This is a genomic window from Chryseobacterium culicis (genome assembly GCF_002979755.1).
Lineage (GTDB): Bacteria > Bacteroidota > Bacteroidia > Flavobacteriales > Weeksellaceae > Chryseobacterium > Chryseobacterium culicis_A.
Window position 1 is genome coordinate 375,189 of sequence record NZ_PCPP01000002.1, and the last position, 12,546, is coordinate 387,734.

Below are 12,546 nucleotides of genomic sequence, written 5' to 3' on the forward strand. Positions count from 1 at the left end.
GAATGGGATTTTTGCTGAGATTATTTTCGAAGAATACTCTTTTCGTCTTCTTTATATTCCTGCAAATTATTGCTCTGGTTTTGATATTCTCTAGAAATGCCATGCAGAGATCCTGGATTGCAGGCCAAACGGCTGCTTTCAATTCCTGGGTTTCCGGATATATTGATGAAGGAGTTTCTTATCTGAAGCTAAAACAGATCAATGAAGATCTTGTGGTTCAGAATAAAGCCCTTATGACTGAACTCTATGGAAAAGACGGAGAGAAAAATCCTGTTTTCAAAAGAGTTCATGATACCATTGGTGGAGGGCAGATCTATACTTTTGTTGATGGTGAAATTGTTTTCAACAGTATCAACAGAAGAAATAACTATTTTACCATTAACCGTGGCCGAAGAGACGGTGTCTTCCCTCAAATGGGGGTAATGGCGCCAAGAGGTGTTGCGGGAATTGTAATCAATTCTACAGATAGTTATGCATTAGTTCAATCCGTGTTAAGTGTCAACAAGATCAGAATTAATGCAGCACTTAAAAACTCAGGATATTTTGGTACCTTAACGTGGAATGGAGATAACTCAAGGGTCATGCACCTTGCGGATATCCCTAAATATGTAGCCTTAAAAGTAGGAGATACGGTCGTTACAGATGGTAAATCTGCTATTTTTCCTAAGGGTGTAACCATTGGTACCATTGCAGGATATTCTGTGGATAATAAAACCGGTTTCTGGGATATTTCCGTAGAGCTGAGTGAGAAAATGGGAGCATTGAATAAAGTGTATGTAGTGAAGAATCTTAAGAAAGCAGAAGTGCAGAAGATTCAGGACACTATGCAGGCTGTAATAAAAAAAGAAAATGATTAGCAGAACTTTATTTACCGATATATTGATCATGATCTTTCTTGTTGCATTACAAATTTTTGTATTGAACAGGATTACGCTTTTCGGAAAATATACTCCGGTATTATATCCTGTGTTTGTCATGTTTTATCCATTTTTCAGAAATAAATTTCAGTTCCTGGCATTGAGCTTTTTAATAGGACTGTCTATTGATGGTTTTCTTAATACGTGGGGAATTAATGCGTTTGCAACAACGCTGATTGCCTATTTCAGAACGTTGATCTTTAGAACTTCTACGGATACTTCTACGGATTTTTTCTCTTTTCAGTCCCTTCAATGGGCGCAGTTTTTGCTGTTTTTATTTTCAAGTATTTTCCTGCATCAACTTTTATTACAGTATATCGAGTTCTTTAAGTTTAGCAGGTTTTTTGAAATATTATTTAATGTGTTGGTGACAAGTGTAATTTCATTTATCTTTATAGTCATTTACGCATTAATATTTAAAATCAAACAAAAAGTTTGAACACACGTTATTTAAAAATCTTTTCGATCCTCGTTACCATCGCACTTATTTTTGTGGTGAGGCTTGCGTATTTGCAATTGTTTACAGACCGTTATGCATTGAATGCTGCGAATACCTCCATTAAAACAGAATATGTTATTCCACAGCGTGGAGTTATTTTTGATAGAAATGGTAAAATCATGGTAGGTAATCAGCCTGCTTATGAAATTTCATTTACTCAGGCTTTGATGAAACCTGATTTTGATACACTGGCTTTTTGTAGTTTGATGAAAATTACAAAACAGGATTTTATCAATAGAGTCAATATTATCAAAAAGGAGAAATATTATTCGAAGCTGACCCCGATGACCTTCATTAAAGATCTCAGCAGGGAAGATATTGCAAGAGTTCAGGAAATTATTTTTAAGTATCCCGCATTCAATATTGTATCAAGACCTCAGCGTCAGTATGAAGTCTCCACATCCGGAAACCTTCTGGGATATACCAGTGAGGTGAACGAAAGAGATATTAAAAAAGATTCTGTCTACTATTTACCGGGAGATTTTATCGGGAAAACAGGAGTTGAAAAATCCTACGAAAAAGAACTTAGAGGAGTAAAAGGGATAAAATATATTCAAAAAGATATCAGGCTCAGAAATATCGGTTCCTATAAAAACGGATCTTTAGATAAAGATGTGATTACAGGTAAAGATATTACCTTAACCATTGATTATGATCTTCAGAGAACAGCTGAAGAAATGCTTGTCAACAAACATGGTGCTATTGTAGCTTTAGATCCTAATAATGGGGAAGTATTAGTGGCGGCAACAGGACCGGATATTGATCCGAACCTTTTCACCGGACCTTATAAATCAAAAAATTTATACGCCCTTTCAAAAGATACTCTTTACGAGAATAAACCTACTTTTGACCGTTCTTTACAGGCAGGATATCCCCCGGGATCAACTTTCAAATTGCTGACAGCACTTGCGGCCATGCAAATGGGAGTAATGGATGAAAAAACAATCTTTCCTTGTGGAGGAGGATTCTTCTATAAAGGCAAAAGAATTAAAGGACATGGTGGCGCTGATCCGTTAATTCCTTCTATTCAGGTTTCCAGTAACTGTTTCTTTACCTATGCATTTATTGCCATCATCAAAAAATACCCGGGAAATCCTTCTAAAGGTGTTGATGAATGGAAAAAAATCATGAGTAGTTTTGGGGTGGGTGAGTTTTTAAATAATGATTTTGCTGTTGGAGCAAAAGGAAGAATCCCTTCCGGAGATTTTTACGAAAAAAGATTTAAAGCCATCATGAAGGCAAGTGGCTCCCAGAGAAAGGATTTTACCAACTGGGACGAAATGTCAACCGGTGCTATTTATAATGGAATGGGGCAGGGTGATGTTTTGGTAACACCTATTCAGCTTGCCAATTATGTGGCCGCTATTGCTAACAGAGGATGGTATTATACCCCTCACATTGTAAAAGCTATCGATGGAAAGCCCAATCCTGATTCAAGATTCAAGGTTAAACATAAAACGTTAGTAGATCCAAAACATTTTGAACCAGTTCTGAAAGGGATGGAAGCTGTAGTTTTGAGAGGAACAGCAAGAGGTTTGAAATCGAATGATTTTACGCAATTAGCCAAAACAGGTACAGCACAGGTTCCCCAAGGAAAGGATAATTCTATCTTTGTATTGATTGCTCCTGCTGATAAACCAAAAATTGTCGTAGTAGCAGTAATGGAACATGCTGGATTTGGAGCTACGTGGGCTGGCCCGGCTTGTACAGTGATTGCTGAAAAATATATTACAGGTGATCTGAAAAGAGAAAATCTTTATAAGAAAATGATTACCTCGAGTTTCATGCCTGAATATAAAAGGCAATGGATTGCTGATTTGAAGCGTAAAGGTTTGTATGTGGATCCTAAACCTGATTCCATTAAACAGAAAAGAATTAAGGATAGTCTGGAGTTGGTAAAGCAACAAAAAGCTAAACTGCAAAAGAAAATAGAAGAGGAAGCTAAAAAAAATAACACTGCTAAAAAACCTGTGAAGCAATGAAATGGACAGAAGGAATAGATAAACTGGGCCTTGGGCTGTATTTCCTGCTTTGCATTTTTGCGATTGCAAACATCTACAGTGTAGACCAGAAACTAGGAGAGAAGCAATTGGTTTTTTTCTGTATTTCTGTATTTGTCGGGCTTATTATATTCGTTGGGAGAAGCAAATTCTTTGAGAATATGGCCGGGATTATTTACATTGGAGGAGTTTTGTTATTGATAGGGCTTTTCCCGTTTGGTAAAGAAATTCTGGGGCAAAAGAACTGGTATAAGTTTGGAAGTTTTACCATGCAGCCCGTGGAGTTTGCAAAAATTGGAACTGCTTTGATGCTGGCTAATTTTGTTTCAAGCCCGGATTTTAATATTAAAAATAAAAAATCTATTTGGACTGCCCTTGCTGTTATAGGAATTCCTGCGGCAGTCGTTCTGGCCATTCCTGATGTGGGTTCCATGCTCGTATTTATAGCGTTTTTTATTGCTTTGTACAGAGAAGGACTGAGTGGTCTTTTATTTGGTATTGGATTTATTTTCGCCGGAGTTTTTCTGATTGCATTAGCGGTTCCTCCCGTTTATGTTGCCATAGCGGTTTTGCTTATTGCAGGGGTTCTTATTGCCATGAATTATCATAAAATGTCATGGGATGTAATCTCTATTTCAGGAATTACCGGTTCCATTCTTTTATTGTGCGGTCTGGCTTTCGGATCTCCTTATATTTTAGAAAAACTTCCTAAACACCAAAGAGAAAGAATTGAGGTTCTTTACAAAGGTGAAAAGGCATTTAGAGATACTTCAGGATACAATCTGTTATATTCCAAAACAGCTATCGGATCCGGTGGTCTTTGGGGAAAAGGATACCGTGAAGGATCTGTTACCCAGGGGAAATTTGTACCTGAACAGGAAACAGATTATATCTTTTGTACAGTAGGAGAAGAATGGGGCTTTTTAGGAAGCGCAATTCTTATTTTATGCTACATGGTCTATATTGGAAGAATATATTATCTGGCAGAGAAACAGAAATCTACTTTTAACCGTGTATTCGGGTATTGCTTTGCCTCGATTCTGCTGATGCACTTTTCGATCAATTTAGGTATGGTTATGGGGCTTTTCCCAACAGTTGGGATTCCTCTCCCGTATTTCAGTTATGGAGGAAGTTCTTTACTGGCCTTCTCCATGATGACATTTATTTTCTTTAAACTTAATTATTCGGATAAGAATAGCCTGGTGTAATATCTTTGAAGCGAAAATATAAAATCGCGAAAAGGTAATACTTCTTCTTTACCCATCTGCAGATTGCGGAGTATATTGTCGTTCTATAAATCGTAAAAAAATGAAAGATGCTTATGTCCTGGATCAGGATTTTGAAAATATTGATCTTACCCAATTACAAAAAGGAGAATATGAAAACTGTACATTCAGAAACTGTAATTTTGAATACGGAAATCTATCCGGTTTCAGTTTTACAGACTGTGAATTTACAGATTGTAATCTAAGCATGATAAAGCTTGTCAAAACGGCCTTCCATGAGGTAGTTTTCAAAGAATGTAAAATGTTTGGACTTCAGTTTAATGATTGTAATGCTTTTGGATTATCTTTCACGTTTGATGGAAGTGCTTTAAATAATTCAGTTTTTTATCAAACTTCCATTAAGAAGACTGTCTTTAAAAATACCAAATTAATAGAGGTGGATTTTACTGAATGTGATCTGTCAAATGCAGTCTTCACTCACTGCGATTTTTCGGGCGCTGTTTTCGATAGTACAAACCTTGAAAAAGCAGATTTCCGTACATCGGTTAACTATTCAATAGATCCGGCTTTAAACAGGCTTAAAAAGGCCAGATTTTCGCTTTCTGAAATCTATGGACTGCTCTATAAACTGGATATTGAAATTGATAAGAATGGCTGATATCGGTAATTGTGGAATAACACATCTAAAATAAATAGAAATTCATTCGACAGGAATGGGCTTTAGCCAAGACTTAATGTAAACAGCACATATAAAAAAGCCATCAGAATTCTGATGGCTTCATTATTTAAATCAATTATTTATAAAATTAAAAATTTGCTGGTGTAGCTGGAGTAGTCGCTGCTAAGTTGTTATAATTTTCTCCTTCTTCGTTGATCACTCTCTTAGCAAATCTGAACTTAGGACCCCAATAAGAATCATTCAGTGAAGAAATCATTACTCCTTTTGATGTTGCTGCGTGGATAAATTTAATCTCACCCTCTTCAGAAACACTTTCTACAATACCTACGTGAGAAATTCTTCTTCCGTGAGAGAAGAAAATCAAATCTCCCTTCTGTAGTTCTCCTTTTTCTACTCTTTCACCTTCCTGAGCCTGAGATGCTGCTACTCTTGGTAAGCTAAGCCCTGCTGCTGCTCCGAATACAGAAAGAACAAAAGCTGAACAATCGATACCGTTTCTGGTTGTCCCTCCGTATCTGTAAGGAGTCCCAAGGTATGTTTCAGCTTCTTCAAGGATACCGTCAATGGTTTTATTATGTTTGATTGCTTTTGCAATCTCAGAATTCTTAACTGCTTTTTTAGCACTAGCGATAGATGCTGCCTTTTCAGCAAGGAAAGAGTCGATAAGTCTTTGCTTATCCTGCTCTATTTTTTTGTTATCTATAGAAGCTAGTTTGGCATCTGTTTTGTATTCTTTTGTGTAAGTTGCTGGTTTTGAAACCACATAATTTGTAGCACACGATTGCAATGAAACTGTAGTAACTAAAGCAACTAAATAAAACAAAACTCTTTTCTTCATATATATTTGATTATCCGTGTTAAAAAGGAATATTTATTTTCAAAAGCAATACAAAAGTAGAGATTCCGAGTAAAAGACCCCTGATATGATAATTGTCAGGATCTTATTTTAACACATTTTAACATATAATTTACATATGTTAAAGAAAAATAAACCGCAACGGCCTATTTTTGGTAAGTGTGCGGTTTTTTTTATTAAGATTCTTTAACAAACTCTATCGACTTTCTTCTATATATCAGGTTCTGTGATTTAAAACTCTAATTTTCAGGACTGTTAATAAAACAAAAAAATTCCCCGGAAAACCGAGGAATTTAAACTAATATGGAACTTTACAGGACGTTATTTTGTAAACAACATTTCTCTGTATTTTGTCATCGGCCAAAGCTCATCGTCTACCATCATTTCCAGTGCATCAGAAGCTTCTCTGATTGGATCGAATAATGGTTTTACTTTATTACAATAGCTTTCTGCCTGTTTTTGGCTGTCTGATGTACTTTTTGCGGTTTCTCTGGCTTTCAAAAGATCTTCAACACCAAGCTTAATTTTAGAAACATTTTCAGAAATGCTTGTAATTAAACTCATTTGTTCTTTTGCTAAAGTTTTGAATTCTTTATCACCAAAGATTTCTTTAAGACCTTTTACGTTTTCAATTAATCTGTTCTGATAGTTTAATGCAGAAGGAATAATGTGGTTTCTTGCGATATCACCTAAAACTCTTGCCTCAATATCAATAACAGTAGAGTATTTCTCTAATTTAATTTCATTTCTTGCTTCAACTTCTCTGTGGTTAAAGATTCCCATCTCTTCATATAGATCTAAGAATTTCTTGTCCATTTCCTGCTTTAAAGCTTCAGGAGTTGTTTTAAGGTTGTTTAATCCTCTTTTCTTAGCTTCTTTTGCCCAGTCATCAGAATATCCATCACCTTCAAACATAATGTTTTTACACTGCTTGATGTATTCTCTCAATACATTGAAGATGGCTTCATCTTTCTTAAGACCTGTTTCAATTAAAGCATCAACTTCTTTCTTGAAATCATTTAACTGTTTTGCTGCAATGGTGTTCATTACAGTCATAGACTCTGCGCAGTTTGCAGAAGAACCTACCGCTCTGATTTCAAATTTATTTCCTGTAAATGCAAATGGAGAAGTTCTGTTTCTGTCTGTATTATCTAACAGGATTTCAGGAATTTTTCCAACTACATTTAATTTTAATTCTGTTTTCTCTTCCGGAGATAATTTTCCGTTGGTTACTTTTTCAAGTTCTTCCAATACGCTGAACAACTGACTTCCGATGAATACGGAAATAATTGCCGGTGGAGCTTCGTTAGCCCCAAGTCTGTGGTCATTGCTTGCAGAAGCGATACTTGCTCTTAAAAGGTCTGCATATTCATGAACTGCTTTGATGGTGTTAACAAAGAATGTTAAGAACTGTAAGTTTTTCTTTGGATTTTTTCCTGGGCTTAACAGGTTTTCTCCAGTATCTGTTGCTAAAGACCAGTTGTTGTGTTTTCCGCTTCCGTTTACTCCAGCGAATGGTTTTTCGTGGAAAAGGATGTGGAAGTGGTGTTTGTGAGCTACTCTTGCCATGATGTCCATCAACAAAGAGTTGTGGTCTACAGCAACGTTTACTTCTTCAAACATTGGCGCAAGCTCAAACTGGTTAGGTGCCACCTCATTGTGTCTTGTTGTAGCAGGAATACCTAATTTCATACACTCGATTTCCAGCTCTTTCATGAAGTTCATTACTCTTGTAGGAATAGAACCGAAATAGTGGTCGTCCAGCTGCTGACCTTTTGCCGGAGAATGTCCTAACAATGTCTTACCTGTTAATACAAGATCCGGACGTGATTGGTATAATGCTGAATCAACAAGAAAATATTCCTGCTCCCAACCCAAAGTAGGCGTTACTTTCGTTACGTTTTTGTCAAAATACTGCATTACATTTGTTGCCGCTTCATCTACAGCACTCAAAGCTCTTAAAAGAGGTGCTTTATAATCCAATGTTTCTCCTGTATAAGAGATAAAGATTGAAGGGATGCATAATGTAGTTCCCATAATGAATGCCGGAGATGTAGGATCCCAAGCTGTATAACCTCTTGCTTCAAAAGTATTTCTGATACCTCCGTTAGGGAAAGACGATGCGTCAGGCTCCTGCTGGATAAGCATGTTTCCACTGAATCTTTCAATAGCTCTGCCTCCTTCAATCGGAGTGAAGAAAGAATCGTGCTTTTCTGCAGTAGTACCTGTTAAAGGCTGAAACCAGTGAGTATAGTGTGTTACACCTTTGCTCATTGCCCAGTCTTTCATTGCTACAGCTACCTGGTCTGCAATATGTCTCTGGATCTTAGTTCCTTTTTTAATCGCATCCATGATAGAACCGAATGCTTCTTTCGTTAAATATTCTCTCATGGTTTCTTCTGAGAAAACATTTTTACAGAATAGCTCTGATAATTTCGCAGGGATCTCAACAGAGTTGTCTTTTCTGAAATCCTTAAATGGAAGGGTTTCTAATGCTTTGAATCTTAAGGTTGACATAATTGGGTTGATTTTTTACAGGGCAAATTTACAAAAAAAATGAATCGAAAATATTTTAACCCTAAAAATTTTAGGGGTCTTTTGAAAATTTATGCAATTTAAACGATTGTTTGGTGTTTTTTAACAGGGTGTTTTGTGTTTTCTGTTTAAAAACAATTGTAAAATAAGAACGTCAATTGCCTAGGCGGTGCAAAAAAGATTGTATTTGCTGTCTTCCTATATATATCGAATTAAATTTACAATTATTTAAACTAATTCTTGAGATTTTTCCTGAAAATAAATAAAAAGATCGGCAGAAAAATAAAAAATGAATAGAGAAAAGGCTTAAAATAATCCATGTCATAAATATCAAATGCATAGAATAAGATATGAGTTGCAAAAGTTATCAAGAGATAAGGTAGTATTTTTTTAGAAGAAATAACTGCATTTATAAAAAACATGACCAGCATTTGAAGGAGGATTACCAGAGGGAACTTATCAAATAATCCATATATTCCGGCAAAAGGAGAAATCAGAATTGATTTAACAATTTGAGTGAAATCTGGTGCTTCATCAAGCTGAAACAAAAAAAATAAAGCTCTAATAGGAAAGTATATAAAGATATGACAAATCCATATTTTCCAAAAAAGAGAAATTCTATTTAATTTACTTTTCATAAGGTTTAATAATTTTTACAATTTCATTATTTACAGTTCCATCTGAATGTAATTTGCCTTTAAATCCATACCACTTTGGTTTATGCTTTGATAAATATAGCATTAATAATGGTAAATCTATCCTGAATTGTGAATCTGTTACTTTAGCATTAGGTGTAAAATCATCAAATGCCGGAACAATGTCGTTAAACCAACTAATTGCCTGAGCTCCGGCTCCATGCCATCCGCCGAAAGGGTCTTTGTCTGCCATATTCTGGAATCTGGATATAGTTGATGAACTCGTTTTTCCATAAATGGGCGGGGCTACAACCCCTTGTTCATGTTGGATAAATTCTTTATCCCAAGTATAGGCCGCGTCGCCTTTTAAAGGAGTTTTAGCATATTGTCCATACATCAGCTCATGAAATTTGGTTATGGCAAAATCACAAATACCTAAATTTAATTCATTGAGAATAGTTTCAACATCATTGGCTAAAAAGCTATTTCCTCCTTCCAGTGAGTTCGATAATGCTTTTACCAGTCCTTTAGCTCCTTTGCACCACTTTACTTCATGCCCGAAACGGTTCTTAATATTCCAGTCTACACCCTCGTAAAAATCATAAATTTGTTTAAAAGGAGCAAGTCTTCCAGGTATTTTGTGCTCAATAATATAAGAATAAGCTCTTCTCCAGGTATCATTGTTTTCTGCCCTGTCTTTTGTCAGCCATGAACCATCCTGTCCTTTCCAGTCTTGTATTTTTATCGCTTTGTTTCGTAAAGCAAGTTGATAAGTTTCGTAATCAGGAAATTCTCCTCCAATATATTTTTCTACAGAATTTTTGTTGGTTAGGAAATCATACATCAATTGAGGAAAGTTATTGCCAATATAATTTTTTGGAAGAAGTATTTTAATTTTACCTCCATCAATATTAATATATTTTGAATGATGAATGGCGGAATCAAAATATTTTACCTTAGAAGCTCCTTCTACAATTTCTATAACAAGCGGATTGACATTTTGTTCCACATCTTTTACTCCTGCGTAGTTGAAAAGAATATTGATTACCGGAAATATTTTTCCTATAATAAAGACCCTTTCTTTAGGGAAAATATCTGTGGAATAATCAGATAATTGAATGGGCTTAATATGTTTTCTGTAATAATTTGCATTACGAATCTGAAAAAGAGCTTTTACCGTATTAAGTTCTGTTTTATTGAGATAAAGAAAATCATCTTCCTCCCTGTCTTTTACTGTTAATATTTCCTGTTGTGTAATATTTGAAATACTCATCGATGGATATTGCGTATGTAATCCTAATCTTTTTGGATAGCTCATCTGTATATGTTTAGTGTGATTATGGCAAACTTAGCCTTAGCAGACGCCAAATCTCGACGTATTAAAACAAATATTCATTAGTCTGAAGCATATGTTTTAAACGACTTGTTAAAAGACAGTTAAAATAAAATGGGCAAAGATTTTGTATATTTGTGTGAAATTTATTTTATGACAAATTCTAGAGCAAGAGAAACAACAGAGGCTATTGAAAGACTATACATCTCTATGAGACATTTATTTTATAGAGGATTTTTCAAGCCGGGTGGAGTTTCAGGAGAGAGTATCAGAAGTTTGTTAAAGACCATCAATCCGGAAATTTATGGAACCATGAATATTCCAAGCAAACTGGAGCTTGACGGCTTGATGTATGTACTGGACAGACTTCCGGAAGGAATTGAAGAATGTGCTTTTATTCATCTTACATCTGATGAAGGGTTTGATAAAGGAAGTTTCGAACCCATTGTTCCCAAGAAAAGAAGAAGAAACTGTTATAGAATAGACGAACACCAGATGAATATTGAGGTTCTTTTGGGCCGTTCCGAAATTTATGACATTCTTACCCACCTTACCTTCCTTTTTATAGAAGCAGATAAAATCCGTAACCTGGCATTCATTCAGGATGAAAACTGGAAGCCTACACGCGCCTTCAAAATCATTGAAGAAGTAGTAAAAGGAGAAAAGAAATTCAGCAGAAAAGAAAAAGAAGTGGCGCTTATCCATCTTTCTTCTTTAATAGGAAGATCTTTTGATGAAACTTTAAGGGCTTACAATACTTTTGGTGACGATCAAAATCCTGACCGTTTGTTTAAAATCATTTACAACTTAGGAAAAGTAAGTCTTGATGATGCAAAAGGAAGCAGAGAAAGAGAAATTCATTTCAGTTCTATATTAAAAGAAAGAGTAGGACACCATTATTTTGGAGAAAAATGGGCCAACAAAGTGAAAGAGGTTTTATTTGAAAACAATCTTCACATGCGTCCGTTACATATTATTTCTGCCAATATGCATTCGGTGAAAAATATGCTGTATGCCAATAATGCCCTTAAAAAGAAGCAGCATCATGAAATTGATTACAAACTGTACGAAGAAATTTCAAACAAAAAAGAACTTCGTGATAAGGTATTGAAATATGCTTTGGATGAAGGGATGATTCATATTGGTGACAAAAGCGGGAGCAATATTGATGTTCAGATTATAGACCTCAGCAAAACAGACCTGAAGAATACACCATTTGCTGATTGCAAGTTCGGAGGAGATGATGTGGTGATGGTTTTTGATTATGCATTCGGTGAACAGGCGTTCGAAGTAATGGATGAGTTACTTAGACCTTTTGAGCATAAAGGTGAAGTGTATATGATGCATGTAAAATCTGTTTCCATTATGGGGAAAGCAGGTATCCTTACCGGAGAAAAAGGAGATATTATGATTCCTACTTCTCATATTTTTGAAGGAACAGCAGATAACTATCCTTTTGAAAATGCTTTAAAGCTGGAAGATTTCAACGATGATGAACTGAAAGCTTTTGAAGGACCAATGATTACTGTTTTAGGAACTTCTCTTCAGAATAAAGATATCCTTTCTTACTTTATGAATACTTCATGGAAGGCTATTGGTCTTGAAATGGAAGGAGCACATTATCAGAAAGCCATTCAGGTAGCCTCTAAAATCAGACATCACATTTCACCGGATCTGTTTGTAATGTATGCTTATTATGCATCGGATAATCCGCTGGAAACAGGAAGTACACTGTCTTCAGGAGGCTTAGGTCTTACAGGAGTAAAACCAACCTATCTGATCACTTTAAGAATCCTTGAAAAGATTTTAAGAAGTGGAAAGAAAGAAGTTTCCACTAAAAAATAATTATATTTTCATTATAATATC

Annotated in this window: 10 protein-coding genes; 6 read left to right on the forward strand and 4 right to left on the reverse strand. The window is 35.5% G+C overall.

What is annotated here, in order from left to right:
* The first annotated feature begins 2 nt into the window (after positions 1-2).
* The 5 genes from mreC (at position 3) to CQ022_RS14830 (ending at position 5,300) form a co-directional block, all read left to right on the forward strand.
* On the forward strand, positions 3-857 hold the full coding sequence (mreC, locus tag CQ022_RS14810; RefSeq protein ID WP_105683112.1) for a rod shape-determining protein MreC: 855 nt from the start codon (positions 3-5) through the stop codon (positions 855-857).
* A complete protein-coding gene (locus tag CQ022_RS14815) occupies positions 850-1,356 on the forward strand; it encodes a rod shape-determining protein MreD (RefSeq protein ID WP_105683113.1) in 507 nt (168 codons plus the stop codon). The genes mreC and CQ022_RS14815 overlap by 8 nt, the downstream gene beginning before the upstream one ends.
* Positions 1,353-3,398, forward strand: coding sequence for a peptidoglycan D,D-transpeptidase FtsI family protein (locus CQ022_RS14820; RefSeq protein WP_105683114.1), 2,046 nt, complete (start codon positions 1,353-1,355; stop codon positions 3,396-3,398). The genes CQ022_RS14815 and CQ022_RS14820 overlap by 4 nt, the downstream gene beginning before the upstream one ends.
* Positions 3,395-4,624 carry a rod shape-determining protein RodA gene (rodA, locus tag CQ022_RS14825; protein WP_105683115.1) on the forward strand — a complete coding sequence of 410 codons (1,230 nt, stop codon included), beginning with the start codon at positions 3,395-3,397 and terminating at the stop codon, positions 4,622-4,624. The genes CQ022_RS14820 and rodA overlap by 4 nt, the downstream gene beginning before the upstream one ends.
* A gap of 100 nt (positions 4,625-4,724) precedes the next feature.
* On the forward strand, positions 4,725-5,300 hold the full coding sequence (locus CQ022_RS14830) for a pentapeptide repeat-containing protein (protein WP_105683116.1): 576 nt from the start codon (positions 4,725-4,727) through the stop codon (positions 5,298-5,300).
* A gap of 148 nt (positions 5,301-5,448) precedes the next feature.
* On the opposite strand, the gene CQ022_RS14835 is transcribed toward CQ022_RS14830, so the two are convergent.
* The 4 genes from CQ022_RS14835 to CQ022_RS14850 all read right to left on the reverse strand — a co-directional run bounded on the left by CQ022_RS14835 (position 5,449) and on the right by CQ022_RS14850 (position 10,665).
* Positions 5,449-6,159, reverse strand: a complete 711-nt coding sequence (locus tag CQ022_RS14835) for a C40 family peptidase (protein WP_105683117.1) — start codon at positions 6,157-6,159, stop codon at positions 5,449-5,451.
* Positions 6,160-6,498: 339 nt separating this feature from the next.
* A complete protein-coding gene (locus CQ022_RS14840) occupies positions 6,499-8,694 on the reverse strand; it encodes a glutamine synthetase III (protein WP_105683118.1) in 2,196 nt (731 codons plus the stop codon).
* 251 nt (positions 8,695-8,945) lie between these two features.
* Positions 8,946-9,350, reverse strand: a complete 405-nt coding sequence (locus CQ022_RS14845; RefSeq protein ID WP_105683119.1) for a hypothetical protein — start codon at positions 9,348-9,350, stop codon at positions 8,946-8,948.
* Positions 9,340-10,665 carry a hypothetical protein gene (locus CQ022_RS14850; protein WP_105683120.1) on the reverse strand — a complete coding sequence of 442 codons (1,326 nt, stop codon included), beginning with the start codon at positions 10,663-10,665 and terminating at the stop codon, positions 9,340-9,342. Before CQ022_RS14850 ends, CQ022_RS14845 begins: the two co-directional genes overlap by 11 nt.
* A gap of 168 nt (positions 10,666-10,833) precedes the next feature.
* On the opposite strand from CQ022_RS14850, the gene CQ022_RS14855 reads away from it, so the two are divergent.
* Positions 10,834-12,525: a DUF6909 family protein gene (locus tag CQ022_RS14855; RefSeq protein ID WP_105683121.1), complete on the forward strand. Its 1,692-nt coding sequence runs from the start codon at positions 10,834-10,836 to the stop codon at positions 12,523-12,525.
* Positions 12,526-12,546 lie beyond the last annotated feature (21 nt).